This window comes from Pseudomonas syringae (assembly GCF_021606685.1).
Lineage (GTDB): Bacteria > Pseudomonadota > Gammaproteobacteria > Pseudomonadales > Pseudomonadaceae > Aquipseudomonas > Aquipseudomonas syringae_R.
This window is the reverse complement of sequence record NZ_WKCB01000073.1, coordinates 1-25,727: the sequence shown is the minus strand read 5'-3', so window position 1 is coordinate 25,727 and position 25,727 is coordinate 1. Positions and strand designations below refer to the sequence as shown.

Below are 25,727 nucleotides of genomic sequence, written 5' to 3'. Positions count from 1 at the left end.
CGCTTGCACCCCGGTTACGCCCAGACGTACCGGGGGCCCCACGCCTGCCCTCCGCAAAATCCCCGCCCCATTCTTATAAGCGTTTCAGCCGTTCCCAACCAAAGAACTACGCTTTTCCTGCTGAGCGCTACACTCCTGTTCAGGCTTGCCTGGTCACGATACCCACCGCACCATTCGGCCGTCGCAAGGAGGCTTGATGAATGATGAGCTGCAACACCTGAAAAACCTCGGCAAGACATCGGCACAGTGGCTGCATGCGGTGGGCATCCACAGTGCATCGGACTTGCGCCGTCTTGGGGCTGTGGATGCCTATCGAGCCGTGCGTACGCGTGGGTTCCGAGCCTCGAAAGTGCTGCTGTACGCTATCGAAGGAGCATTGATGGATGTGCACTGGAACGACATTCCTGCCGAGCGCAAGGAAGCGTTGAACCGCCAGCTGGACGCTATTTCGGCGCGGCAAAAGAATTAGATCAGCCGCAAACCCAATGATCACAGGCTTTTCGAACGGCCGTTTGAGGAAAACCCAGGGTCGCGTCAAAACACATGTTGACTCTCAAATGAGAATCGTTATGATTATCACAACTGGTCGCGAGATCAGCCGATAACTGAAAGACCATTGGTTCGGACTCTCAGATTATCTCCTCATCAGGCTAATCACGGTTATTTGACCCGGCTTTTTGCCGGGTCTTTTTTTGCCTGTAGAAAACTGCCGGTCATACGCCGTACGCAACCCTCAACCTCAGCGCGCGATGATCAGCGGGTGCCCGCGCTCCGGGTGCGGCTGCACCAATACCTCCAGGCCAAATACCGCCTTGAGCGGCTCCGGACGCATCACCTGCGCCGGCGTATCCAATGCATGGGCGCGGCCCTCCTCCAGCAACAGAATCCGATCACAGTAACGAGCGGCCAGATTCAGGTCATGCAAGATCACCAGCACGGCCGCACCGCGATCGGCAAAGGTGCGAATGGCCTGCAAGGTCGTGTGCTGATGCAAGGGGTCGAGCATCGACGTCGGCTCATCCAGCAGCAGCGTCTGCCCCGCTTCACCGGGCCATAACTGCGCCAGCACCCGGGCCAGGTGCACGCGCTGACGCTCCCCCCCGGACAACGCCAGGTAGCTGCGACCGCTCAAATGCCCGACATCCGCCGCCTGCAACGCCGCGTCGATAATCTCTTTGTCACGCGCACGCCCGGTCTGATGGGGCAAGCGCCCCATGCCGACGACCTCCTCTACGCGAAACGCGAAGTCCAGGGTCGAAGTCTGAGGCAACACGGCCAGGCGCTGAGCCCGCTGCGATCCGCTCCACTCCTTGAGGGCTTGCTGATCCAGCCAGACCTGGCCCTGGTCAGGGTGCAACTCACCGCACAACGCACCCAGCAACGTACTCTTGCCCGCGCCATTGGGGCCGAGCACGCCAAGAACCTGGCCCGGCAACAGGTCGAGGGTAATGTCCTCCAATACGGTTTTGCGACCGCGACGGATATGCAGCCCTTCCACACTGAGCATCAGGCGCGCCCTCGCAACAACAGGTAAAGAAAAAACGGCGCGCCAATAAACGCGGTCACGATGCCGATCGGCAATTCAGCCGGCGCCAAGGCCAGGCGCGCGACCAGATCGGCAAACAGCAACAGGCTTGCGCCTGCCAATACCGACGCGGGTAGCAGCACGCGATGATCAGGCCCCGCCAGCAGGCGCACCAGGTGCGGCACCACCAGCCCGACAAAACCGATCATGCCCGCCGCTGCCACGGCGGCGCCCACACCGAGTGCGGTGCAAAACACCAGCTCGCGCTTGAGCCCTTCAACGTCGATCCCCAGGTGACTGGCCTCCGACTCGCCCAGCAGCAGCGCATTCAATGCATTGGCGCGGCGTGGCAGCCACAACGCCACACCGGCGCTCACCAGCAACAAAGGCCACAAGCGTGAATAACTGGCGCCATTGAGGCTACCCAGGTTCCAGAACGTGAGCGTACGCAGGGTCGCGTCATCCGCCAGGTAGGTAAACAGTCCTACCGCAGAGCTGGCCAGGGCCGTCAGAGCAACACCGGCGAGCAACATCGTCGCCACGTTGGTCTGGCCGTTGCGCCGCCCCAACCGGTAGACCAGCGCGGTCACGCCCAACCCGCCGAGGAACGCGCACAGCGATAAAAGGTAAGGCCCGAACGCCTCCGGCAAACCGCCAAAAAACGCGCCGCCAACAATCGCAATGGCCGCCCCCAGTGCCGCACCGCTGGAGACGCCGACCAAACCCGGGTCGGCCAGCGGGTTGCGAAACAACCCCTGCATGGCCACGCCCGATAACGCCAACACACCGCCCACCGCCAGCCCCAGCAAGGTCCGCGGCAAACGGATCTGCCCCAGGATCAGCTCAGCCTGTTCCAGCCCTTGCGCCTGGATCGGCATTCCCATCAGGCGCAGCGCCGCGCGCAGGGTGTCCAACAGCGGCAGACTCACCGGCCCCAGGGCCAAGGAGAGCCAGGTCGCCAGGACACACAACAGGGCCAGGCCGATAAACAACGTTCGCGGTTTAACCAGAGGGGTCATGGGGTGGCTTGAGCCTGAGACGGATAGAAGCCCTGGGACAGTTTCACAAGGCTTTGCGGCAGACGGGGGCCCAAGCCACCGACCAGCAGTGTCGGGTCAAGCTCGAACACCCGCCCACTCTTGGCGGCCGGCGTAGACGCCAGGATCGGGTTTTCCTTGAACAAGGCCGCGCGCGCTGCGTCACCGGTAAGCGCGCGATCGGCAAACACCAGCACGTCAGGGCTCAACCCGGCCAATGATTCCACCGAAAACGGCTTGTAACCGCTGTGAGTCGCCAGGTTATGCCCACCCGCCTGCTGCAACATCCAGTCGGCTGCGGTGTCCTTGCCGGCAATCAGCGGCTTGCCGCCCGCATGCCCGAGCAGCAGCAACACGCCCGGCGCCTTTTGCGTGGCCTGGGCCTTGGCAACCCAGGCTTTCTGTTGATCCAGCGCCTGTTCATAGCCGCTAAACAATTCGTTGGCCTTGGCCTCACTGCCCAGCAGCTTGCCCAAGTGTTGCAGGTTGCCTTTCAGGGTTGGCAGATCCGGTTGCGCGGAAAACGTTTCCACCTGCACACCCGCGCCGCGAATCTGCGCCAACACCGGTGGTGGTCCCATTTCTTCGGTGCCTACCAGTACTTGCGGACGCAAACTCAAAATCCCTTCCGCCGACAGCTGGCGCTGGTAGCCGATGCTCGGCAACGCCTTGAGAGAGGCCGGATGCTGACTGGTGGTGTCCACTCCCACCAGCTTTGACTCACCGCCCAGGGCCGTCACCCATTCCGACAACGCCCCACCGGCACTCACCCAACGTTGAGGCAGTTCAGAGGCTTGCGCCCCGTGGTTGACCAGCAGTCCGACAACAAGCGCGATAGCGCTGGCACTCAGGCGCATAACAGGGTTTCCTTCCTAGGGCAGGGCCTTTCGAGCACGCATCGATGTGACAGATAACCCCTGCAACACATCGAACAGAGCACCCAGTCAGCCAACGGGCGAAGCCGGCATTTGATAATTGTTTGCATTTGAACGTCAAGGCATAAGGATTTAAATGAAGTTTCTCTGCCCCTCCGACGCCTTGGCGCCCAACAGCAGCCTCGGCTTTGACATCGACGGCTGCAAGCTGCTGGCCGTGCGCCGGGACGGCGTTGCGTACTTCTATATCAACCGCTGCCCGCATCGCGGTATCCCACTGGAATGGCAGCCCGACCGCTTTCTCGATGCCAGCGCCAGCCTGATCCAGTGCGCAACCCACGGCGCGCTGTTCCTGATCGAAAGCGGCGAGTGCATCGCCGGGCCCTGTGCGGGCAAAAGCCTCACCCCCCTGCCCGGCCGTGAGGACGAACAAGGCCTGTGGGTACAGCTCTAGTCGCCGAGCAGCACGTCCAGCCGACGGTCCACGCAAACTTCCTCGGGCGTGACCCGTACGCCATACGCCAACACCTCAACACCCGCAGCCTTGGCCTCGCGCAGGGCGGCAGCGTATCCGGGGTCGATTTCCACGGCGGGCCGTACCGCATCGATACCTGACAGGTTGACGCAATACAGTTGCACCGCACGCACGCCGTCGCGGGCCAGGTGCGCCAGCTCTCGCAAATGCTTGGCGCCGCGCTGGGTCACGGCATCCGGGAAGGCCGCCACACGGGAGCCATCAAAGCCCAGGGTGACGCTTTTGACTTCGACGTAGGCCGCCCCCTCCGGGTAGTCCAGGAGAAAATCGATACGGCTTTTTTCCTGGCCGTAAGGCACCTCGCGCTTCAACCCGGTAAAACCGTTGAGCTCGGTGATCACCCCGGCACGCAGGGCTTCCTCTATCAACTGATTGGCCCGCGCGGTGTTGACGCACGCCAGCCGCCCTTGCGGCGTCTCGGCGATTTCCCAGGTGCCCGGCAACTTGCGCTTGGGATCGTTGGAGCGGCTGAACCAAACCTGCCCGCCCTCCACCATGCAATTGAGCATCGACCCGGTGTTGGGGCAGTGAATGGTGAGTAACTCGCCGGTAACGGTTTCGATATCGGTGAGAAAACGCTTGTAGCGGCGAATCAACCGCGCTTCTTCGAGGGGAGGATGAAAACGCATCAGCCTTGCCAGCTCCGCAAGCCACGGGCGATTCGCTCCACGGCCTCCTGTAGCCGATCAAGATTCTGCGTGTAGGCAAAACGCACGTGGTGACCTGCCTGATAACGACCGAAATCCAGCCCAGGCGTAAACGCCACGTGTTCAGTTTCGAGGAAGTGCCTGCAGAATGCGAAGGCATCACCGCCGAACGCGCTGATATCTGCATACAAATAAAAAGCCCCTTCCGGCTCGACGGCAATACCGAACCCCAGTTCACGCAGCGCCGGCAGCAGGAAGTCCCGACGACGGCCGAATTCGGCGCGACGCGCCTCCAGGATGCTCAGGGTTTGCGGGGTGAAGCAGGCCAGGGCCGCATGCTGGGCCATGCTCGGCGCACTGATGTAGAGGTTTTGCGCGAGTTTCTCCAGCTCACCCACCGCCGCCGGTGGCGCTACCAGCCAACCGAGGCGCCAGCCGGTCATGCCGAAATACTTGGAAAAACTATTTAAGACAAAGGCGTCGTCATCCACTTCCAGCACACTGGCGGCGTCGGTGCCGTAGGTCAGGCCGTGATAAATCTCGTCCACCACCAGATGGCCGTTGCGCGCCTTGATAGCGCCAGACAGCCCGGCCAACTCATCGCGCGTGAGGATCGTGCCGGTCGGGTTGGCCGGTGACGCAACCAGTGCGCCCACGCTGTCCTGGTCCCAATGCCTGGCCACCAGATCAGCCGTCAGTTGATAGCGGACCTCGGGGCCGACCGGCACCAGCTGCGCCGCACCCTCCACCAACCGCAGGAAGTGCCGGTTGCACGGGTAACCCGGATCGGCCAGCAGCCAATGCTTGCCCGGATCTACCAGCAGGCTGCTGGCCAACAGCAACGCGCCAGAGCCGCCGGGGGTAATCAGGATGCGCTCAGGGTCGATGCTCAGCCCGTAGCGCTGCTGGTAGAACCCACTGATCGCCTCGCGCAACTCCGGCAGGCCGCGGGCGGCGGTGTAGCGGGTCTTGCCATTGGCCAACGCCGCCTGGCCCGCCTGGATGATCGGCTCGGCGGTGGTGAAATCCGGCTCGCCGATTTCCAGGTGGATCACATCATGGCCGGCCGCTTGCAGCTCATTGGCTCGCGCCAGCAACGCCATGACATGAAAGGGTTCGATGGCGCGACTGCGCGCGCTGTAGGGCTGAGCCATGAGCCTTCCTTAACGGTGAGGACAAAATCAGGATTCTACCGAACCCTCAGCGTAAAACATGCTCTATTGCCTGCTCGGCTGCCTTGGCCGCCCGAGCAAGCGCGCGTAAAACGACTAAAATCAACATTCGAGACGTGACATACCCAGCAACGACGGGCCACTGCACTTTGCAACCCATAGGCGACGGGCCTCGACAACCGGGAGTAGCGCACCCCGAATCTATCTGGTAAGTTCGCCCGCTTGCAGCCGCAGGGCCGGCAGGTGTCGGTGACGTTGCAATCCTGCGCAATGGATTAGAAGAGTGAGAGGCGGTCTATTCATGTCCACCCAAGCAAAGCAGAACATCAGCGGTTTCCAACCCTACGTTGAATCGAAGGGTGAGGAATACATGGGCAAGCCCATGCGCGAGCACTTCTCCAAAATCCTGAAGCAGTGGAAGCAGGACTTGATGCAGGAAGTCGACCGCACGGTTGACCATATGAAGGACGAAGCGGCCAACTTCCCGGACCCGGCAGACCGTGCCAGCCAGGAAGAGGAGTTCGCCCTCGAACTGCGCGCCCGTGATCGCGAGCGCAAGCTGATCAAGAAAATCGACAAGACCCTGCAACTGATCGAAGACGAAGAATACGGCTGGTGCGAATCCTGCGGTGTCGAGATCGGTATTCGTCGCCTGGAAGCCCGCCCTACTGCGGACCTCTGCGTAGACTGCAAGACCTTGGCCGAAATCAAGGAAAAACAGGTCGGCAAATAAAACTGCCGATCTGAACGAATGGGGCGTGCAAACGCCCCATTTTTGTTTCTGGAATTTGCTGATTTTCCAGTAGTATCCGGCCCATGACAGCCTCTACCTATATCGGGCGTTTCGCCCCTACGCCCAGCGGCCACTTGCATTTTGGCTCACTGGTCGCCGCCCTCGCCTCCTACCTTGATGCCCGCGCCAACCATGGCCGCTGGCTGATGCGCATGGAAGACCTCGACCCTCCCCGTGAAGAACCCGGCGCCCAGGCGGCGATCCTGCACGCCCTGGAAAGCTACGGCTTTGAGTGGGACGGTGAACTGGTCCGACAAAGCGAACGGCATGAGGCCTACGCAAAAGTACTGAACGACATGTTCAACCACGGCTTGGCCTACGCCTGCACGTGCTCGCGCAAACAGCTGGAGCCCTACCACGGGATTTACCCAGGACTGTGCCGCAATGCCGGTCACGAGCAGCAGGATGCAGCGATTCGCTTGCGCGTCCCGGAGTTGGAATACCACTTTACCGACCGCGTACAGGGCGAATTCCGACAGCACCTGGGCCGCGATGTAGGCGATTTCATCATCCGCCGCCGCGATGGCCTGTATGCCTACCAGCTGGCCGTGGTCCTCGACGATGCCTGGCAAGGGGTGACCGATATCGTGCGCGGCGCCGACCTGCTCGACTCCACGCCGCGCCAACTGTACCTGCAAGAGTTGCTGGGCCTGCGCCAACCGCGCTACCTGCACGTACCGCTGATCATCCAGCCGGACGGTAACAAACTGGGCAAATCCTACCGCTCGCCGCCGTTGACACCCGACCAGGCCACGCCTTTGCTGTTAAGAGCGTTGCGCGCCCTCGGCCAGCAAGCCGGCAGTGAACTGCTCCACGCCAGCCCCCGGGAGCTGTTGGATTGGGGCATTGCACACTGGGATGCCAGCCAGATCCCGCGCACACTCACGTTGGCCGAAGCGCAATTGAGCTGAAGGCGCTTGCAGCCTGCCCACCATCCGTTACCATCGCCGCAGTTTTTTAATCAGAGGCCAACATGTACATCTATCGATTGGTCCTGCTGCTGGTCGTCGGGATCTACCTGTTTTCTCCCGCCATCATGGATTGGTGGATCGACGCCACGGGCGCCTGGTACCGCCCTTATCTGCTGTGGCTGATCCTGATCGTCGTGACCTTCATCCTGCAGAGCCAAAAAGATGCCGATGAGCTTTAGCCTCACCCAGATGCTGCTGATCAGCGCCGCCTACCTGGCCGCGTTGTTCGGCGTTGCCTGGATCAGTGAGCGCGGAATGATTCCGCGGGCGATCATTCGCCATCCGTTGACCTACACCTTGTCCCTGGGTGTGTACGCCAGCGCCTGGGCGTTCTATGGCACCGTGGGCCTGGCCTACCAGTACGGCTACGGCTTTTTGTCCAGCTACCTCGGCGTATCCGGCGCGTTTTTGCTGGCGCCGGTGCTGCTGTACCCGATCCTGAAAATCACCCGCACCTACCAGCTGTCGTCGCTGGCCGACTTGTTCGCGTTCCGCTTTCGCAGCACCTGGGCCGGCGCGCTGACCACCGTGTTCATGCTGATCGGCGTGCTGCCGTTGCTGGCCCTGCAGATCCAGGCGGTGGCCGACTCCATCAGCATCCTCACCCGCGAGCCCGTGCAACACCGGGTCGCCCTGGCCTTCTGCGCGCTGATCAGCCTGTTCACGATTTTCTTCGGTTCCCGCCATATCGCCACCCGCGAGAAACATGAAGGCCTGGTGTTTGCGATTGCGTTCGAGTCGGTGATCAAGCTGATCGCCATCGGCGGCGTCGGCCTCTACGCGCTTTATGGTGTTTTCGATGGCCCGCAACAGCTCGAGTTGTGGCTGCTGCAAAACCAGACCGCCCTCGCCGCCCTGCACACGCCACTGCAGGAAGGCCCGTGGCGCACGCTGCTGCTGGTGTTTTTCGCCTCGGCCATCGTGATGCCGCACATGTATCACATGACGTTCACCGAGAACCTCAACCCGCGCTCGCTGGTCAGCGCCAGCTGGGGCTTGCCGCTGTTTCTGCTGCTGATGAGCCTGGCAGTGCCGTTGATCCTGTGGGCCGGCCTGAAACTGGGCGCCACCACTAACCCCGAGTACTTCACCCTCGGCATCGGCATTGCTGCCAACAGCCCGGCCCTGGCGCTGCTGGCTTATGTCGGCGGGTTGTCGGCGGCCAGCGGGTTGATCATCGTCACCACGCTGGCGTTGTCGGGCATGGCGCTCAATCACCTGGTGCTGCCGCTTTACCAGCCGCCGGCCGAAGGCAATATCTACCGCTGGCTGAAATGGACGCGCCGCGCACTGATCGTCGCGATCATCATGGCCGGCTACGGCTTCTATTTGCTGCTGGGCGCCGGGCAAGACCTCGCCAACCTCGGCATCGTCGCCTTTGTCGCCACCTTGCAGTTCCTGCCAGGGGTGTTGTCGGTGCTGTACTGGCCGACCGCTAATCGGCGCGGTTTTATTGCCGGGCTGCTGGCCGGAATCCTGGTGTGGGTCGTGACCATGCTGCTGCCGCTGGTCGGCAATCTACAGGGGTTCTATATCCCGCTGCTGAACATGATCTACGTGCTGGACGACACCAGTTGGCACATGGCGGCGATTGCCTCGCTGGCCGCCAACGTACTGATGTTCACGTTGATCTCGCTGTTCACCAACGCCAGCCCCGAAGAAACCAGTGCCGCCGAGGCGTGCGCGGTGGACAACGTGCGCCGCCCGCAACGCCGCGAACTGCACGCGGCCTCGCCACAGGAATTCGCCACACAACTGGCCAAGCCCCTGGGCGCCAAGGCCGCGCAAAAGGAAGTCGAGCAGGCGCTGCGTGATCTCTACCTGCCGTTTGACGAGCGCCGCCCGTACGCCCTGCGCCGCCTGCGCGACCGCATCGAAGCCAACCTGTCTGGCCTGATGGGCCCCAGCGTGTCCCAGGACATGGTGGAGACGTTCCTGCCCTACAAGGCCGGCGGCGAAAACTATGTGACCGAAGACATCCACTTCATCGAGAGCCGCCTGGAGGACTACCACTCGCGCCTCACCGGCCTTGCCGCCGAACTCGACGCCCTGCGCCGCTACCACCGCCAGACCCTGCAGGAGCTGCCGATGGGTGTGTGCTCCCTGGCCAAGGATCAAGAGATCCTGATGTGGAACAAGGCCATGGAAGAACTCACCGGCATCGCCGCGCAACGGGTGGTCGGCTCGCGCCTGAATACCCTCGGCGATCCGTGGAAAGAACTGCTGCAAGGCTTTATCAACCTGCCCGACGAGCACTTGCACAAGCAGCACCTGGCACTCGACGGCCAGACCCGCTGGCTCAACCTGCACAAGGCCGCGATCGACGAGCCGCTGGCCCCCGGTAACAGCGGCCTGGTGCTGCTGGTCGAGGATTTGACCGACACGCAGATGCTCGAAGACAAACTGGTGCACTCCGAGCGGCTGGCCAGCATTGGTCGTCTGGCGGCCGGTGTGGCCCATGAGATCGGCAACCCGATCACGGGTATCGCCTGCCTGGCGCAGAACCTACGGGAAGAGCGCGAAGAAGACGGCGAAATCACCGAAATCAGTGGGCAGATCCTCGAACAGACCAAGCGCGTATCGCGCATCGTGCAGTCGCTGATGAGCTTTGCCCATGCCGGTGCCCATCAGAACCAGGACGAGGCGGTGTGCCTGGCCGAAGTGGCTCAGGATGCCATCGGGCTGCTGGCCCTGAACCGGCGCAATTTCGAAGTACAGTTTTTCAATTTGTGCGACCCCGACCATTGGGTCGACGGCGACTCACAACGCCTGGCCCAAGTGCTGATCAACCTGCTGTCCAACTCCCGCGATGCGACGCCGGCGGGCGGCGCGGTACGCGTCAAGACCGAGGCTTTCGAGCACACGGTCGACCTGATCGTCGAGGACGAAGGCAGCGGTATTCCACAGAACATCATGGACCGATTGTTCGAACCCTTCTTCACCACCAAGGACCCAGGTGAAGGTACCGGTCTGGGCCTTGCACTGGTCTATTCCATCGTTGAAGAGCATTATGGACAAATCACCATCGACAGCCCGGCTGACACCGAAAGCCAACGCGGCACCCGTATTCGGGTGACCTTGCCGCGTCATGTCGAAGCGACGTCCGCTGTGAACTGAGACCGTCGAGAGAATTGAATCAATGCCGCATATTTTGATCGTCGAAGACGAAACCATTATCCGCTCTGCCTTGCGTCGCCTGCTTGAACGTAATCAGTACCAGGTCAGCGAAGCCGGCTCGGTGCAGGAAGCCCAAGAGCGATTCAGCATTCCCACGTTCGACCTGATTGTCAGTGACCTGCGCCTGCCTGGCGCGCCTGGCACCGAGTTGATCAAGCTTGGCCAGGGCACCCCGGTGCTGATCATGACCAGCTACGCCAGCCTGCGCTCGGCCGTGGATTCCATGAAGATGGGCGCGGTGGACTACATCGCCAAGCCGTTCGATCACGACGAAATGCTCCAGGCCGTGGCGCGCATCCTGCGTGACCGTCAGTCGGCCAGCAGCGCACCTGCTGAACAGCGCCCCGCCGGCAAAGTCGCCAATGGCGCGGATAAGCCGGGCGTCGACAACAGTAATGGCGAGATCGGCATCATCGGCTCCTGCCCACCGATGCAGGACCTGTACAGCAAGATCCGCAAAGTCGCACCGACTGACTCCAATGTATTGATCCAGGGCGAATCCGGCACCGGTAAAGAACTGGTGGCCCGCGCCCTGCACAACCTGTCCAAGCGCGCCAAGGCGCCGATGATCTCGGTGAACTGCGCGGCGATCCCCGAATCCCTGATCGAGTCCGAACTGTTCGGTCACGAAAAAGGCGCGTTCACTGGCGCCAGCGCCGGGCGCGCGGGCCTGGTGGAAGCGGCGGACGGCGGCACGCTGTTCCTCGACGAAATCGGCGAGCTGCCGCTGGAAGCCCAGGCCCGCCTGCTGCGTGTGCTGCAGGAAGGCGAGATTCGCCGCGTCGGCTCGGTGCAATCGCAGAAGGTGGATGTGCGCTTGATCGCGGCCACTCACCGCGACCTCAAGAGCCTGGCCAAGATCGGCCAGTTCCGTGAAGACTTGTACTACCGCTTGCACGTGATCGCCCTCAAGCTGCCGGCCCTGCGTGAGCGTGGCGCCGACGTCAATGAGATCGCCCAAGCGTTCCTGCAGCGCCAGAGCGCCCGCATCAACCGTACCGACCTCAAGTTTGCCCCGGACGCCGAGCAGGCGATTCGGCATTACTCGTGGCCGGGTAACGTGCGAGAGCTGGAAAATGCGGTGGAGCGCGCGGTAATTCTGTCGGAGAGCCCGGAAATTTCCGCCGAGCTGCTGGGCATCGATATCGAGCTGAGTGACCTGGACGACGACGATTTCATCGGCCTGGCCCCGCAACAGAGTGGGGGTAGCAATACCAGCCATGAGCCGACCGAAGATTTGTCACTGGAAGATTACTTCCAGCATTTCGTCCTTGAGCACCAGGACCATATGACCGAGACGGAACTGGCGCGCAAACTCGGCGTGAGCCGCAAATGCCTGTGGGAACGCCGCCAGCGCCTGGGCATCCCACGGCGCAAGACCGGAGTGGCCAGCGAGAGTTGAGGGTGCGCCCCCACAGGTAACACCCTCAGATGTGAAAAAACTGTTACCGCGGATATTTCGCGTAACAAAAGCCGGGGCTTACGGTAACGAAGCCCCGGCTTTTTTTGGCCCGTCAAAAACCCGAAAACGCCCCAACCCCCCGGTTTTGCTGGGCGGCGTAAAAGTTGGCACGTACCCTGCTATATGCTTAGTACAAAAACAATAACAAGCTTTGTACAAGACAATAAAAATAAGACGAATCGACTCACGCACAATAAAAACAACACGGCGGAGGCGCAGCTAACTGATTCTTTTGGAGAGGCGTTGCATTTGGGGCTTGCCCCGCAACCAGGCCGAGAACAACAAAAACTGCCCTAAGGCAGAGCCTGAACTGGTTGGATCGTAGATCAGCAACACAGCGACCAAAGCAATCCGTTTGCTCTTGGCTCCCGATTGGGAGTGTCATGAAGGTGAAGCTTCATGGCGAGGGCGATCAACAAAAACAAGAAGCCCGCAATCAATAATAAAAATAGAGCACGCAACTACTTCTGGGGGAGCTTCGGCTCCCCTTGTAGTTTCTTGTAGAAAGCTTCCGGCATTCATTCTGCACCGGGATTTGAAAATTTAAGGCTTATGGCGCAAGGCCTGCAGCTTGTTCCTACACCATCCCCCGACTAAATGCTAGAATCCCCGCCCATCATGCGGTCATTCTTCGTTATGGCCGAACATTCCTTCAAACAGTGCATCCCATGCTGAAGAAGTTGTTCCAGTCATTCCGTTCCCCCTTGCGTCGTACGCAACACATTCGCAGCACGCCTGAAGTGCTTAACAGCAATCAGCATTCATTGCAGCGCGCCCAATTCAGCCGCTATGCAGTGAACATCGTCGAACGTTTGCAGAACGCCGGCTACCAGGCTTATCTGGTGGGCGGCTGCGTACGCGACATGCTGCTCAATATCACCCCCAAGGATTTCGACGTCGCCACCAGCGCCACGCCTGAACAGGTGCGCGCCGAGTTTCGCAATGCGCGAATCATCGGCCGCCGCTTCAAGCTGGTGCATATCCACTTTGGCCGCGAAATCATCGAGGTCGCGACCTTCCGCGCCGGCCACCCGCAAAACGATGAAGAGGAAGACACCAACCAGTCTTCCCGCAACGAGAGCGGTCGCATCCTGCGTGACAACGTTTACGGCACGCTGGAGGAAGACGCGCAGCGCCGCGACTTCACCATCAACGCCCTGTATTACGACCCGGTCAGCGAGCGCATCCTCGATTACGCCAACGGCGTGCACGACATCCGCAACAACCTGATCCGCCTGATCGGCGACCCGACCCAGCGCTACCAGGAAGACCCGGTGCGCATGCTGCGGGCCGTGCGTTTCGCCGCCAAGCTCAACTTCGGTATCGAACGGCACACCGCCGCGCCGATCCGTGAGCTGGCGCCGATGCTGCGCGAGATTCCTTCAGCGCGCCTGTTCGAAGAAGTGCTCAAGTTGTTCCTCTCGGGCTACGCCGCCGACACCTTCGAAATGCTCGTCGACCTGCAGCTGTTCGATCCGTTGTTCCCGGCCAGCGCCGAAGCATTGGAATACAACCCGACGTACACCCACACGCTGATCAGTGAAGCGCTGATCAACACTGACCTGCGCATCAAGCAGAACAAACCAGTGACCCCGGCCTTCCTGTTTGCTGCCCTGTTGTGGCCAGCCCTGCCCAAACGTGTGCTGCGTCTGCAGGACCGTGGCATGCCGCCGATTCCGGCCATGCAGGAAGCCGCTCACGAGTTGATCGCCGAACAGTGCCAGCGCATCGCCATTCCCAAGCGCTTCACCATGCCGATCCGCGAGATCTGGGACATGCAGGAGCGCCTGCCGCGTCGCAGCGGTAAACGCGCCGACCTGCTGCTGGACAACCCGCGTTTCCGCGCCGGCTACGACTTCCTGCTGCTGCGTGAAAGCGCCGGCGAGCAAACCGATGGCCTGGGCGAATGGTGGACCGACTACCAGGACGCCAATGACAGCGAGCGCCGCGAAATGATTCGCGAGCTTGGCAGCAAAGGCGACGGCGAAGGTGCCGGGCCCAAGAAGCGTCGCCGCAGCGGTGCCAAGCGCAAGCGCAGTGCCGCCGACACCTCGGGCGCTACGGGCGAATAAACGTGGAACGCATCTACATCGGTATGGGCAGCAACCTGGCTGCCCCGGACCAGCAATTGCGCAGCGCCATCGAGGCGCTGGCGCAATTGCCAGGCACCACACTCGCCGGTGTGTCGGCCTTCTATCAAAGTGATTCCCTGCTCCCGGGCCAGCCGCGCTACACCAATGCAGTGGCCGCCGCGGACAGCAACCTTGCGCCGCTGGAACTGCTGAATGCCCTGCAAGCCATCGAAAACGACCAGGGCCGCGAGCGCCTTGAGCGTTGGGGACCGCGCACCCTGGACCTGGACATCTTGCTGTTTGGTAACCGCCTGATCGATGAGCCGCGCCTCAAAGTGCCGCACTATCAGATGCACCTGCGGGCTTTTGTGCTGTACCCGCTGGCAGAACTGGCGCCCGCCGACCTGCGCCTGCCAGACGGTCAAACGCTCAGCGAGCTGCTGACAGCCTGCCCGTTTGTTGGCCTGGAACGTCTTCCAGCAGTCTGACTCGGTCAATGTGGGAGCGGGCTTGCTCGCGAATACGGTGTATCAGAAACATAGCCAGTGACTGACCCACCGCATTCGCGAGCAAGCCCGCTCCCACACTGGACCTCCACGGCCTCGACAATCTGCCTATACGGCTGAATCGCATCAGTTACCGAGGTAACACCCCACGCGTAACAATGCGGTAACACATCCAATTGACTTCCCGTGTCCTCCTCACGACTATAGGCGTCCCGCTGCCGCCAACCCGGCGCTGAAGGGCGCAATCCAGGCCTTATAAGCACTGCTCTCAAGACAGTGCGCCTGTATAAACGAAGACTCACGCGCGTTACTCGCTGTTTCCAAGCGCCTGAACGAGGACCCTTTTCATGCCAGACATTACCCTGACCACCTTGCAGAGCCTCAAGCTCAAAGGTGAAAAAATCACCATGCTCACCTGCTATGACGCCACCTTCGCCCAAGCCAGCTGCCAGGCTGGGGTGGAAGTGTTACTGGTAGGCGACTCCCTGGGCATGGTTCTTCAAGGGAATGACAGCACCCTGCCGGTGACCACCGATGAACTGGCTTACCACACCGCCAGCGTCAAACGCGGCAACGACGGCGCGTTTATCATCGCCGACCTGCCGTTCATGGATTACGCCACCGTCGAACAAACCTTCGTGAACGCCGCCAAGCTGATGCGCGCCGGGGCGCATATGGTCAAGGTCGAAGGCGCCGTGTGGCTCGCCGAGTCGATTCGCCTGCTCGCCGAACGCGGCGTGCCGGTGTGTGCGCACATGGGCCTCACGCCGCAGTCGGTGAACATCCTCGGTGGCTACAAGGTTCAGGGCCGCAACGAAGCCCAGGCGCGCCAGATGCGTGCCGATGCGATTGCCCTGGAACAGGCCGGTGTGGCGATGATCCTGCTCGAATGTGTACCGAGCGAACTGGCGGCAGAAATCACCCAGGCCGTCAAAGTGCCGGTGATCGGCATTGGCGCAGGCTCGGCCACCGACGGCCAGGTGCTGGTGCTGCACGACATGCTCGGCCTGTCGATCACCGGCCGTGTGCCCAAGTTCGTGAAAAACTTCATGACCGGCCAGGACAGCATCCATGCCGCATTGAGTGCCTACGTCGCTGAAGTCAAAGGCGTGACCTTCCCCGGCACCGAACACGGATTCTCTGCATGAACACGGTAAAAACCCTGCGTGAATTGCGCTCCGCCGTCGCCCACGCCCGCAAGGCCGGTAAGCGCATCGGCTTTGTACCGACCATGGGCAACCTGCACAGCGGCCACGCCACCCTGGTGACCAAGGCCGCGCAACAGGCAGACTTCGTGGTGGCCAGCATCTTCGTCAACCCGCTGCAATTCGGCGCTGGCGAAGACCTGGACAAATACCCCCGCACCCTGGCTGCCGACCAGGAAAAGCTCCTGCAAGCCGGCTGCAACCTGTTGTTCGCACCCAGCGTCGAGGAAATGTACCCCGGCGGCACCACCGGCCAGACCCGTGTCAGTGTCCCGCTGCTGTCCGAAGGCCTCTGCGGCGCCAGCCGTCCCGGGCATTTCGAAGGGGTGGCCACGGTGGTCAGCAAGCTGTTCAACATGGTCCAGCCGGACATCGCCGTCTTTGGCCAGAAGGACTACCAGCAGCTCGCGGTGATTCGCGCGATGGTGCATGACCTGAACATGCCGATCCAGATCATCGGTGAGCCCACCGTGCGCGCCGAGGACGGCCTGGCGCTGTCGTCGCGCAACGGTTACCTCAGCGATGAGCAACGCGCCATCGCGCCGGTGCTGTATCGCAGCCTCAGCCAAATGGCCGCCGCCATCCAGAGCGGTGACCACGACTTTGCCACGCTGCGCGCCGAACAGGTCCGGCAGATCGAAGCCGCCGGGTTGCGCCTGGACTACCTCGAAGTTCGCCAGGGTGTAAACCTGCGTCCGGCCTGCGCCGAGGACCGCGACGTGGTGATTCTGGTCGCCGCCTATCTGGGCGCTACCCGCCTCATCGACAACCTGCATCTGACCCTCTGATACCCCCCGCCTGTTGCCCTGCCTGATGCGCCGGTATAAAAAAGTACCGGCCACAGCGCAGACAAAGCCAAGACATATCGACACGCTAGGTTTAATGTAATCGCCCTGCGCTATGGTTAGCGCTGTCCGCACCCCAGCCCTTGATGAAAGACTGGACGTTCCGGGCTTTGAAGTGTCCTAAAGGCTGTCCCCGTAATAAAAAGGAAACCCGCAGCGATGGCGTACTACCGCACTCCTCATGACGTTACCGCTCTGCCCGCCTGGCAAGCGCTCAATCAACATCGCCAAGCCATGCAGGATTTCAGCATGCGCGAAGCGTTCAATGCCGATCCTCAGCGTTTCTCACAATTCACCTTGAGCAGCTGCGGACTTTTCCTCGATTACTCGAAAAACCTGATCACCAGCGAAACCCGTGACCTGCTCGTGGGCCTGGCCAACGAAGTCGGCCTCAAGGACGCGATCAACTCGCTGTACGCCGGCGAGCCGGTCAACTCTTCCGAAGGCCGCCCTGCCCTGCACACCGCACTGCGCCGCCCGGTAGGTGACAAGCTGTCGGTCAACGGCGTGAACATCATGCCGGACGTGCACAAGGTGCTGAACCAGATCACTGACCTGGTCGGCCGTATCCATGACGGCTTGTGGCGTGGCTACACCGAAAAACCGATCACCGACGTGGTGAACATCGGCATCGGCGGCTCGTTCCTCGGCCCGGAGTTGGTGTCCGAAGCACTGTTGTCCTACGCCCATAAAGGCGTGCGCTGCCACTACCTGGCGAATATCGACGGCAGCGAGTTCCACGAGCTGACCATGAAGCTGCGCGCCGAGACCACGCTGTTTATCGTCTCGTCGAAATCCTTCAACACCCTCGAAACCCTGAAAAACGCCCAGGCCGCCCGCGCCTGGTACCTGGCCCAGGGTGGCTCGGAAGCCGAGCTGTACCGCCACTTTATTGCCGTATCGAGCAACAACGCGGCCGCCGTGGCCTTCGGCATCCGCGAAGAGAACATCTTCCCGATGTGGGACTGGGTCGGCGGCCGTTACTCGCTGTGGTCGGCCATCGGTTTGCCAATCGCCCTGGCCATCGGCATGTCCAACTTCAAGGAATTGCTGTCCGGCGCCTACACCATGGACCAGCATTTCCAGAACGCGCCGTTCGAGCAGAACATGCCCGTACTGCTGGGCCTGCTGGGCGTGTGGTACGGCAACTTCTGGGGTGCGCAGAGCCATGCGATCCTGCCGTACGACCACTACCTGCGTAACATCACCAAGCACTTGCAACAGTTGGACATGGAATCCAACGGCAAGAGCGTGCGCCAGGACGGCACGCCCGTGGCCACCGATACGGGCCCGGTGATCTGGGGCGGCGTGGGTTGCAACGGTCAGCACGCCTACCACCAGTTGCTGCACCAAGGGACCCAACTGATCCCGGCCGACTTTATCGTGCCGATCGTCAGCTTCAACCCGGTGTCCGACCACCATCAGTGGCTGTACGCCAACTGCCTGTCCCAGAGCCAGGCGCTGATGCTAGGCAAGACTCGCAGCGAAGCCGAAGCCGAACTGCGCGACAAGGGCATTGCGGAAGACGAAGTGCAAAAGCTGGCCCCGCACAAAGTGATCCCGGGCAATCGTCCGAGCAACACCCTGGTCGTTGAGCGCATCAGCCCACGTCGCCTGGGCGCACTGGTGGCTATGTATGAACACAAAGTGTTTGTGCAGAGCGTGATCTGGGGCATCAACGCCTTCGACCAATGGGGTGTGGAACTGGGCAAGGAGCTGGGCAAAGGCGTGTACAACCGCCTCACTGGCGCCGAAGAAACCTTGGCCGAAGATGCTTCGACCCAGGGCCTGATCAACTACTTCCGCGGTCGTCACCGCGGCTGATCCAGGTATGGCAAGGCCAACGTCTGTTTGGACGTTGGCCTTGAACCCTCCCCCCACAGCGTGCATCTTTATGACTTGTCCCGAAAACAAGAATAAGGACCGCTCATGTTCGATATCAGCACATTCCCCACTGCCGATGCCGTCCGCCAGGCTGCGCAGCTCAGCCAAGCCGACTACCAGCGCCTCTATCGCCAATCCATCGAGCAGCCGGACACCTTCTGGGCCGAACAGGCCAAGGCCTTTCTCGACTGGTTCAAACCCTGGCACACCGTGCACAGCTCGGATATTTACACCGGCGCCGCCCAATGGTTTGCCGGCGGCCAACTGAACGTCAGTTACAACTGCATCGACCGTCACCTGGCGCAACGCGCCGACCAGCCGGCGTTTATCTGGGAAGGCGACGATCCTGCCAAGTCTTCCACCATTACCTACCGCCAATTGCACGAAAACGTCAGCCGCCTGGCCAATGTGCTGAAAAGCCGTGGCGTGAAGAAAGGCGACCGGGTGTGCATCTACATGCCGATGATCCCGGAAGCGGCCTACGCCATGCTGGCCTGCACGCGCATTGGCGCGGTGCACTCGGTGGTGTTCGGGGGCTTCTCGCCCGATGCCCTGCGTGACCGCATCCTGGATGCCGACTGCCGCACCGTGATCACCGCCGATGAGGGCGTGCGCGGTGGCAAGCCGGTGGCGCTGAAACAAAATGTCGATAAAGCCCTGGCCAGTTGTCCGGACGTCAGCACGGTACTGGTGGTGGAGCGCACCGGAGCGCCGGTGAACTGGAGCGAAGGCCGCGACCTCAAGTATCAACACGCCCTGGACACCGCCAGCGCCGACTGCCCGCCCGAGCCGATGGACGCCGAAGACCCGTTGTTCATCCTCTACACCTCCGGCAGCACCGGCAAACCCAAGGGCGTGCTGCACACCACCGGCGGCTACCTGCTGCAAGCCGCGATGACCTTCAAGTACGTGCTCGACTACCGCGACGGCGAAGTGTTCTGGTGCACCGCCGATGTGGGCTGGGTCACGGGCCACAGCTACATCGTCTACGGCCCGCTGGCCAATGGGGCGACGTCGCTGATGTTCGAGGGCGTGCCGAGCTACCCGGACAGCTCGCGCTTCTGGCAGGTAATCGACAAGCATAAGGTCAATATTTTCTACACCGCGCCCACCGCGCTGCGTGCCCTGATGCGTGAGGGCCATGGCCCGCTGGAGAACACCTCGCGCGCCAGCCTGCGCCTGCTGGGCAGCGTCGGCGAGCCGATCAACCCGGAAGCCTGGGACTGGTATTTCAACGCGGTCGGCGAACAACGCTGCCCGATCGTCGACACGTGGTGGCAGACCGAAACCGGCGGCATCATGCTCAGCCCATTGGTCAGCGCCCAGCGCATCAAGCCCGGCTGCGCCACCCAACCGATGTTCGGCGTACAACCTGTACTGCTGGATGAACAAGGTAAGGAAATCAGCGGTGCCGGCAGTGGCGTACTGGCGATCAAAGCCAGCTGGCCGGGGCAGATCCGCAGTGTGTATGGCGACCCGCAGCGCATGCTCGACACCTATTTCAAACCCTACCCCGGCTACTACTTCACCGGTGACGGCGCGCGCCGCGATGATGACGGCGACTACTGGATCACTGGGCGCATCGACGATGTGATCAACGTGTCCGGGCACCGTATCGGTACCGCCGAGGTGGAAAGCGCCCTGGTGCTGCATGACCAGGTGGCCGAAGCCGCCGTGGTCGGTTACCCCCACGACGTCAAGGGCCAGGGCATCTATGCCTTCGTCACGCCCATGAATGGCGTCGATCCCAGCGATGCGCTGAAAAAACACCTGCTGGAGCTGGTCAGCAAGGAAATCGGCAGCTTTGCCAAGCCGGAACTGATCCAATGGGCGCCAGCCTTGCCGAAGACCCGTTCGGGCAAGATCATGCGGCGGATCCTGCGCAAGATCGCCTGCAACGAACTGGACAGCCTCGGTGACACCTCAACCCTGGCCGACCCGAGCGTGGTCGATGGCCTGATCGACAAACGCCTGAACCGATAGGACGCCCAGAGTCGCCATGGAATTTATCCGCAGCCGTATCGAAACCCAGTTGATGAGCCTGACCGGCCTGTCGCTGGGGCAACTGGACCTGGAAAACCCCAAGGGCGACCCAGGCCTGTTCGGGCCGGACTCGATCAGTTGGCAGGTCCATGGCGACTTCAGCAGCATGTTGATCGGCGGCATCAGCGCCTTGATGCTGCAAGCCCTGCACCCCTTGGCCTTGGCGGGCGTGTGGGACCACTCGAATTTCCGCGAGGATATGCTCGGGCGTCTGCGGCGTACCTCGCAGTTCATTTCCGGCACCACCTTCGGCTCGCGCAAGGACGCCGAATGGTTGATCGAAAAAGTGCGCACCATCCACTTGCAGGTGGTGGGCCATGCCCCGGATGGGCGTCCTTATGCGGCCAGCGACCCGGAGCTGCTGACTTGGGTGCATGTGGCGGAGGTGAGCAATTTCCTCGCGGCCCATTTGCGCTATCGCAACCCGCACTTGTCCGGGCAGGACCAGGACCGCTACTACAGTGAAATCGCCTTGGTGGCCGAACGGCTGGGCGCGCAGAACGTGCCACGCTCCCGGCAGGAAATTTCGGATTATCTTGTACGTATCCGCCCGCAGCTACGCTGTGACGAGCGCAGCCGCGAAGTGCTGCGCCTGCTGCTCGATGCGCCCGCCCCCAGCCACCTCGCCAAACCGTTCGGGGCCTTGATGATGCAGGCCGGGATCGACCTGCTGCCTGACTGGGCGGGCAGCCTGCTTGATCAACACCAGAGCCCGTTGCAACGCCAAATGATCCGCGCCGGGGTCAAGCGCAGTGCACCGCTGCTGCGCTGGGCGATGCGCAATGGTTCGGTGCAACGTGCGCAACGGCGGATGGGGTTGATGTAGGCGGCGGCCCATAGCTGTTAAACTCCGCGCCCTCACAGCCCCCATTGACTAAGCAAGGCGCGCTCCATGTCTTCCCTGAACCAGGCGCTGCGCGCCGCCCTCGATCAACGCCAAGACCTGCTTAACGAGCTGCATGCCCAAGGCACCGATTGCTATCGACTGTTCCACGGCAGCCAGGAAGGCGCCGGAGGCCTGACCGTCGACCGCTACGGCCCGCAATTGCTGGTGCAGAGCTTTCACCAAAGCCTGGAAACCGCCGACCTGTTGGAGCTGCACCAACTGATCAACCAGTACCTGGGCCTGGAACTGCTGCTGGTGTACAACGACCGCTCGCGTGGCAACTCGCGCATCGACCGCGAAGACACCGTGTACCGCGCCGAACCTGCGGCACTCGACGACCTGGTCGGCCACGAGTGGGGCCTCAATTACCGCGTACGTGGGCGGCATGCCGGGCAGGACCCGCTGCTGTTCCTCGACCTGCGCAACACGCGTGGCTGGGTCAAGGCGCACAGCGCGGGCAAGCGCGTGCTGAACCTGTTTGCCTACACCTGCGGCGTGGGCCTGAGCGCAGCGGCGGGTGGCGCGCGTGAGGTGTGCAACCTGGATTTCGCCGAGGGCAACCTGGCGGTCGGCCGTGAGAACGGCCTGCTCAACCCAGAGCTGCCCAGCATGGAATTTGTACAGTCCGACTACTTCCCGGCGATTCGCCAACTGGCCGGCCTGCCGATCACCCAGCGTCGCGGCCAGAAGCTGCCGAGCTATCCGCGCCTGGAGCAGCGTCAATATGACCTGGTGTTGCTCGACCCCCCGGCCTGGGCCAAGAGCGCCTTCGGCACCGTCGACCTGCTGCGCGACTACCAGAGCCTGCTCAAGCCTGCGCTGCTCGCCACCGCCGACAATGGCGTGCTGATCTGCTGCAACAACCTGGCAAAAGTCAGCATGGATGACTGGCGCGAGCAGGTGCTGCGCTGCGCCGAGAAAGCCGGCCGACCAGTACGCGACTGGCAAGTCATTACGCCGGGGGCCGACTTTCCTTCCCAGGATCAGCAGCCACCGCTGAAAACCCTCATTCTCCAACTGTAGGAAGTTTCCCAAAGGCCCGGTTCTTAGGAACCGAAAACCCGTGCCATACTCCAAGGCACTCTCGTTCTACATAGATGGCGTCACCCATGCCCAAAGGATTGATTCGCGCCGCTGGCGCCCTGTTGACTGCCCTGGCCCTGTACAGCCTGCTGGGCTTTTTGATTCTGCCGGGCATCGCCCTTCGCATTGCCAACCAGCAACTGGCCAATTACGCCACGGTGCCAGCCCGGATCGAGCGGATCGAACTCAACCCCTTCAGCCTGGAACTGACCCTTTGGGGCCTGAAAATCGGCGAGCCGGGCAAGGAGCAGGTGGGTTTCGAGCGCCTCTACGCCAACTTGCAGATCGACAGCCTGTGGACCCGCGCGCTGCACCTGGCGGACATACAGCTGGACCAGCCCAAGACCGAGCTGCTGTTCGACAAATCCGGCCAACTGAACCTGGCCCAACTGTTCAAGCTGCCGCCGAGTGAGCCTACACCGGCCGACCCCGACGCCAAGCCATTCCCGCTGCGTATCGACAGCATCAAGCTGGCCAAGGGTTACGTGCACTTCCAGGACCTGCGTCCCAGCGAGCCGATCGAATTTCTCTACGACACACTCGACTTTGAGCTGAAAAACCTCAGCACCTTGCCGGATGACAACGCCGACATGACCTTGGTGGCCGCTGGCCCCCAAGGTGGCCAAATCGACTGGAAAGGCAACTTCAGCCTGGTGCCTATCACCTCCCAAGGCACCCTGAAAGTCACCGGCGGCAAAATGAAAGCCTGGTGGCCGTATGTGCGCGACGCGGTGCCGCTGGTGCTTGAGGACGGCGTGCTCAACTTCAGCACCGAGTACACGTTCAGCCTGGCCAAAGAAACCGAACTCAACCTGACCAACACCGCCGCCAGCATCGCGCCATTTGCCATCAAGGCACCGGATGGCCGCCCCCTGGTGCGCCTGGAGCGTCTGGACGTCAGTGAAACCACGGTCGACCTGGGCAAGCAGCAGGTGGTGGTCGGCAAGATCCGCAGCAACAAACTCGAAACCTGGGCAGCCCGTGAGGCTGACGGCCAACTCGACTGGCAGAAACTGTTCGCCAGCCAACCGAGCAAACCGTCCAAGGCGCCGGAGGCAGCCACCGCGCCCGCCACCGCCGACTCGCCAAAACCTGCGCCCGCTGCGCCGAGCAAGCCGTGGCAGGTGCTGCTCAAGGATGTGCAACTGCGTAATTACCAGGTGCACCTGGCCGACCGCGCAGTAAAACCGGCCGTAGCACTGGAGCTGGGTCCACTGAATGTGGACATGCAGAATTTCGACAGCCTCAACCGGAGCCCCTTCACCCTCAAGGTAGACAGCGGGCTGGGTAAGCAAGGCAAGATCCAGGCAACCGGCGAGGTCAGCCTCAACCCGGTCAGTGCCAAGCTCAAAGTGAATACCCAGGATATCGACCTGCGGGTTGCGCAAGCCTACATCAGCCCGTTTATCCGCCTGGAACTGCGCAGCGGCATGCTCGGCAGCAACCTCGATGTGAACCTCAAAAGCACCGCCCCCCTGGCCTTGCAGATTACCGGCCGTGCCCAGGTCGACCAGTTGCACACCCTCGATACCCTCAAGACCCGCGACTTCCTCAAATGGCAGCGGCTGGTGCTTGAGGGCGTGAACTACCAGCACGGTGACAGCCTGTCGATTGCCAAGGTCAACCTGCTGCAGCCGTATGCGCGGTTCATGATCAACGACGACCGCACCACTAACATCGACGATTTGCTGATCCCCCAGCCGGCCGACAGTGGCGCCAAGTCCACAGCCAAGTCCAGCGCAAGCAAAGACAAACCCCTGGGTATTCATATCGGGCAGATCGCAATCAACGACGGCTCGGCCAACTTCGCCGACTTCAGCCTCACGCCCAACTTCGCCACGGCCATCCAACAGCTCAATGGGCAGATCGGCACCATCGACAGCCGCCAGGCCAAACCGGCCAGCGTCGACATCAAAGGCAAAGTGGACCGCTACGCGCCAGTCACCATCAAAGGCAGCGTAAACCCGTTTGACCCGATGGCCGCGCTGGATATCGCCACCAGCTTCAAACGGGTCGAGCTGACCACGTTGACGCCGTACTCCGGCAAGTTCGCAGGCTTTCGTATCCGCAAGGGGCGCCTCAACCTCGACCTGCACTACGTGATCACCAAAGGCCAGCTGAAGGCCGAGAACAAGGTGGTGGTCGAGCAATTGCAATTGGGTGAGAAGGTCGACAGCGCCGATGCCGTGGACTTGCCGATTCGCCTGGCAATCGCCTTGCTCAAGGACACCGACGGCAAGATCTCCATCGAACTTCCAGTGTCGGGCGACCTGAACAACCCGCAATTCAGCGTGATGCCAATTGTCTGGCAGACCCTGCGTAACCTGGTGGTGCGCGCGGCGACGGCGCCCTTCAAGTTTATCGGCGGGCTGGTGACCGGCGGCGGCTCTGAGGACCTGGGTAATGTGTCGTTCGCGGCAGGCTCAAGCGAATTGAGCAGCGATGCTCAAGGCGCCTTGAACACCCTGGCCAACGCACTCAAAGAACGCCCTACCCTGCGCCTGGAAATCGAAGGCACGGCAGCGGCTGGCAGCGACGGGCCGTTCCTGGCCGCAGAGCGCCTGGAGCGTGAATACCAATACAACTATTACAAGATCCTCCAGCGCCGTGGCGACAAAGTCCCGGCCCAGGCATCGCTGCTGGTGGTCCCCGAGAAAGAAAAGGCGCCCTTGCTGGAAGGCATCTACCGAACCCGCCTGAAACAGCAACCCCCGGCTGAGTGGAAAAACCTCAGCGATGATGACCGTACCGCGAAACTGCGCGACGGTGTGATCAAGTTCTGGAGTACCAGTGACGTGCTGTTGCGCCAGCTGGGCCAGAATCGCGCCAGTACCATCAAGGATTACCTGGTGGACAAAGGGCAGCTGGAAGACGACCGTGTGTACTTCATCGATGCCAACCTGGGGCAGGCGGAGAAGGATGGTCGTGTTGTTACCCCAATGCACCTGGATGCCGAGTAATCCATAACTAACACAAATCCAAATGTGGGAGGGGGCTTGCCCCCGATGG

At 61.7% G+C, this 25,727-nt stretch carries 21 protein-coding genes; 16 read left to right on the top strand and 5 right to left on the bottom strand.

Going from position 1 to position 25,727, the window contains the following annotated elements; all coding sequences use genetic code 11:
* The first annotated feature begins 196 nt into the window (after window positions 1–196).
* Window positions 197–469, top strand: coding sequence for a TfoX/Sxy family protein (locus tag GIW02_RS22025; protein ID WP_010562703.1), 273 nt, complete (start codon window positions 197–199; stop codon window positions 467–469).
* Window positions 470–739: 270 nt separating this feature from the next.
* On the opposite strand, the gene GIW02_RS22020 is transcribed toward GIW02_RS22025, so the two are convergent.
* The 3 genes from GIW02_RS22020 to GIW02_RS22010 are packed head-to-tail and all read right to left on the bottom strand — an operon-like array spanning window position 740 to window position 3,419.
* On the bottom strand, window positions 740–1,507 hold the full coding sequence (locus GIW02_RS22020) for a heme ABC transporter ATP-binding protein (RefSeq protein ID WP_236410772.1): 768 nt from the start codon (window positions 1,505–1,507) through the stop codon (window positions 740–742).
* A complete protein-coding gene (locus tag GIW02_RS22015; protein ID WP_236410773.1) occupies window positions 1,507–2,544 on the bottom strand; it encodes a FecCD family ABC transporter permease in 1,038 nt (345 codons plus the stop codon). Before GIW02_RS22015 ends, GIW02_RS22020 begins: the two co-directional genes overlap by 1 nt.
* On the bottom strand, window positions 2,541–3,419 hold the full coding sequence (locus GIW02_RS22010) for an ABC transporter substrate-binding protein (RefSeq protein ID WP_236410774.1): 879 nt from the start codon (window positions 3,417–3,419) through the stop codon (window positions 2,541–2,543). The genes GIW02_RS22015 and GIW02_RS22010 overlap by 4 nt, the downstream gene beginning before the upstream one ends.
* A gap of 154 nt (window positions 3,420–3,573) precedes the next feature.
* On the opposite strand from GIW02_RS22010, the gene GIW02_RS22005 reads away from it, so the two are divergent.
* A complete protein-coding gene (locus tag GIW02_RS22005) occupies window positions 3,574–3,891 on the top strand; it encodes a Rieske (2Fe-2S) protein (protein ID WP_236410775.1) in 318 nt (105 codons plus the stop codon).
* Here the strand turns inward: GIW02_RS22005 and sfsA are convergent.
* Together sfsA and GIW02_RS21995 are read right to left on the bottom strand one after the other, a co-directional pair.
* Window positions 3,888–4,601, bottom strand: coding sequence for a DNA/RNA nuclease SfsA (gene sfsA, locus GIW02_RS22000; protein ID WP_236410776.1), 714 nt, complete (start codon window positions 4,599–4,601; stop codon window positions 3,888–3,890). The two genes, GIW02_RS22005 and sfsA, sit on opposite strands and share 4 nt — an antisense overlap.
* Window positions 4,601–5,773 carry a pyridoxal phosphate-dependent aminotransferase gene (locus GIW02_RS21995; RefSeq protein ID WP_236410777.1) on the bottom strand — a complete coding sequence of 391 codons (1,173 nt, stop codon included), beginning with the start codon at window positions 5,771–5,773 and terminating at the stop codon, window positions 4,601–4,603. Before GIW02_RS21995 ends, sfsA begins: the two co-directional genes overlap by 1 nt.
* 319 nt (window positions 5,774–6,092) lie before the next feature.
* On the opposite strand from GIW02_RS21995, the gene dksA reads away from it, so the two are divergent.
* From dksA to GIW02_RS21925, 14 genes are all read left to right on the top strand, one after another.
* Window positions 6,093–6,524: an RNA polymerase-binding protein DksA gene (gene dksA / locus GIW02_RS21990; protein ID WP_053137742.1), complete on the top strand. Its 432-nt coding sequence runs from the start codon at window positions 6,093–6,095 to the stop codon at window positions 6,522–6,524.
* An 83-nt stretch (window positions 6,525–6,607) separates the two neighbouring features.
* Complete coding sequence (gene gluQRS / locus GIW02_RS21985; protein ID WP_236410778.1) at window positions 6,608–7,495, top strand: tRNA glutamyl-Q(34) synthetase GluQRS; 888 nt, start codon at window positions 6,608–6,610, stop codon at window positions 7,493–7,495.
* 62 nt (window positions 7,496–7,557) lie between these two features.
* Window positions 7,558–7,734 (top strand): hypothetical protein, encoded by a 177-nt coding sequence (locus GIW02_RS21980; protein ID WP_003176118.1) that lies wholly within the window; start codon window positions 7,558–7,560, stop codon window positions 7,732–7,734.
* On the top strand, window positions 7,718–10,672 hold the full coding sequence (locus GIW02_RS21975) for a sensor histidine kinase (RefSeq protein ID WP_236410779.1): 2,955 nt from the start codon (window positions 7,718–7,720) through the stop codon (window positions 10,670–10,672). Before GIW02_RS21980 ends, GIW02_RS21975 begins: the two co-directional genes overlap by 17 nt.
* 22 nt (window positions 10,673–10,694) lie before the next feature.
* Window positions 10,695–12,134 carry a sigma-54-dependent transcriptional regulator gene (locus tag GIW02_RS21970; protein WP_236410780.1) on the top strand — a complete coding sequence of 480 codons (1,440 nt, stop codon included), beginning with the start codon at window positions 10,695–10,697 and terminating at the stop codon, window positions 12,132–12,134.
* A 728-nt stretch (window positions 12,135–12,862) separates the two neighbouring features.
* Window positions 12,863–14,266 (top strand): polynucleotide adenylyltransferase PcnB, encoded by a 1,404-nt coding sequence (locus GIW02_RS21965; protein ID WP_236410781.1) that lies wholly within the window; start codon window positions 12,863–12,865, stop codon window positions 14,264–14,266.
* A 2-nt stretch (window positions 14,267–14,268) separates the two neighbouring features.
* Entirely contained in the window at window positions 14,269–14,754 is a 486-nt protein-coding gene (gene folK / locus GIW02_RS21960) for a 2-amino-4-hydroxy-6-hydroxymethyldihydropteridine diphosphokinase (RefSeq protein WP_236410782.1), read from the top strand.
* Between the two features lie 365 nt (window positions 14,755–15,119).
* Window positions 15,120–15,920 (top strand): 3-methyl-2-oxobutanoate hydroxymethyltransferase, encoded by an 801-nt coding sequence (panB, locus tag GIW02_RS21955; protein WP_236410783.1) that lies wholly within the window; start codon window positions 15,120–15,122, stop codon window positions 15,918–15,920.
* Window positions 15,917–16,765 (top strand): pantoate--beta-alanine ligase, encoded by an 849-nt coding sequence (gene panC / locus GIW02_RS21950; protein ID WP_236410784.1) that lies wholly within the window; start codon window positions 15,917–15,919, stop codon window positions 16,763–16,765. Before panB ends, panC begins: the two co-directional genes overlap by 4 nt.
* 216 nt (window positions 16,766–16,981) lie before the next feature.
* Window positions 16,982–18,646, top strand: coding sequence for a glucose-6-phosphate isomerase (gene pgi, locus GIW02_RS21945; protein ID WP_236410785.1), 1,665 nt, complete (start codon window positions 16,982–16,984; stop codon window positions 18,644–18,646).
* Window positions 18,647–18,751: 105 nt separating this feature from the next.
* Window positions 18,752–20,689, top strand: a complete 1,938-nt coding sequence (gene acs, locus GIW02_RS21940) for an acetate--CoA ligase (protein ID WP_236410786.1) — start codon at window positions 18,752–18,754, stop codon at window positions 20,687–20,689.
* 16 nt (window positions 20,690–20,705) lie between these two features.
* Window positions 20,706–21,575 (top strand): oxygenase MpaB family protein, encoded by an 870-nt coding sequence (locus GIW02_RS21935; protein ID WP_236410787.1) that lies wholly within the window; start codon window positions 20,706–20,708, stop codon window positions 21,573–21,575.
* Between the two features lie 66 nt (window positions 21,576–21,641).
* On the top strand, window positions 21,642–22,658 hold the full coding sequence (locus tag GIW02_RS21930; protein ID WP_236410788.1) for a class I SAM-dependent methyltransferase: 1,017 nt from the start codon (window positions 21,642–21,644) through the stop codon (window positions 22,656–22,658).
* 86 nt (window positions 22,659–22,744) lie between these two features.
* Window positions 22,745–25,678, top strand: a complete 2,934-nt coding sequence (locus GIW02_RS21925; RefSeq protein ID WP_236410789.1) for a DUF748 domain-containing protein — start codon at window positions 22,745–22,747, stop codon at window positions 25,676–25,678.
* Window positions 25,679–25,727 lie beyond the last annotated feature (49 nt).

Excerpts from the sequence above, each read along its gene's own strand:
- dksA (WP_053137742.1), top strand. The coding sequence starts at position 6,093 with ATGTCCACCCAAGCAAAGCAGAACATCAGCGGTTTCCAACCCTACGTT.
- panB (WP_236410783.1), top strand. The coding sequence starts at position 15,120 with ATGCCAGACATTACCCTGACCACCTTGCAGAGCCTCAAGCTCAAAGGT.
- GIW02_RS21925 (WP_236410789.1), top strand. The coding sequence starts at position 22,745 with ATGCCCAAAGGATTGATTCGCGCCGCTGGCGCCCTGTTGACTGCCCTG.
- GIW02_RS22025 (WP_010562703.1), top strand. The coding sequence starts at position 197 with ATGAATGATGAGCTGCAACACCTGAAAAACCTCGGCAAGACATCGGCA.
- GIW02_RS21930 (WP_236410788.1), top strand. The coding sequence starts at position 21,642 with ATGTCTTCCCTGAACCAGGCGCTGCGCGCCGCCCTCGATCAACGCCAA.
- GIW02_RS22005 (WP_236410775.1), top strand. The coding sequence starts at position 3,574 with ATGAAGTTTCTCTGCCCCTCCGACGCCTTGGCGCCCAACAGCAGCCTC.
- GIW02_RS21970 (WP_236410780.1), top strand. The coding sequence starts at position 10,695 with ATGCCGCATATTTTGATCGTCGAAGACGAAACCATTATCCGCTCTGCC.
- GIW02_RS22010 (WP_236410774.1), bottom strand. The coding sequence starts at position 3,419 with ATGCGCCTGAGTGCCAGCGCTATCGCGCTTGTTGTCGGACTGCTGGTC.
- GIW02_RS21995 (WP_236410777.1), bottom strand. The coding sequence starts at position 5,773 with ATGGCTCAGCCCTACAGCGCGCGCAGTCGCGCCATCGAACCCTTTCAT.
- GIW02_RS21935 (WP_236410787.1), top strand. The coding sequence starts at position 20,706 with ATGGAATTTATCCGCAGCCGTATCGAAACCCAGTTGATGAGCCTGACC.
- GIW02_RS22015 (WP_236410773.1), bottom strand. The coding sequence starts at position 2,544 with ATGACCCCTCTGGTTAAACCGCGAACGTTGTTTATCGGCCTGGCCCTG.
- sfsA (WP_236410776.1), bottom strand. The coding sequence starts at position 4,601 with ATGCGTTTTCATCCTCCCCTCGAAGAAGCGCGGTTGATTCGCCGCTAC.
- pgi (WP_236410785.1), top strand. The coding sequence starts at position 16,982 with ATGGCGTACTACCGCACTCCTCATGACGTTACCGCTCTGCCCGCCTGG.
- acs (WP_236410786.1), top strand. The coding sequence starts at position 18,752 with ATGTTCGATATCAGCACATTCCCCACTGCCGATGCCGTCCGCCAGGCT.
- GIW02_RS21975 (WP_236410779.1), top strand. The coding sequence starts at position 7,718 with ATGCCGATGAGCTTTAGCCTCACCCAGATGCTGCTGATCAGCGCCGCC.
- panC (WP_236410784.1), top strand. The coding sequence starts at position 15,917 with ATGAACACGGTAAAAACCCTGCGTGAATTGCGCTCCGCCGTCGCCCAC.
- GIW02_RS21965 (WP_236410781.1), top strand. The coding sequence starts at position 12,863 with ATGCTGAAGAAGTTGTTCCAGTCATTCCGTTCCCCCTTGCGTCGTACG.
- gluQRS (WP_236410778.1), top strand. The coding sequence starts at position 6,608 with ATGACAGCCTCTACCTATATCGGGCGTTTCGCCCCTACGCCCAGCGGC.
- GIW02_RS22020 (WP_236410772.1), bottom strand. The coding sequence starts at position 1,507 with ATGCTCAGTGTGGAAGGGCTGCATATCCGTCGCGGTCGCAAAACCGTA.
- GIW02_RS21980 (WP_003176118.1), top strand. The coding sequence starts at position 7,558 with ATGTACATCTATCGATTGGTCCTGCTGCTGGTCGTCGGGATCTACCTG.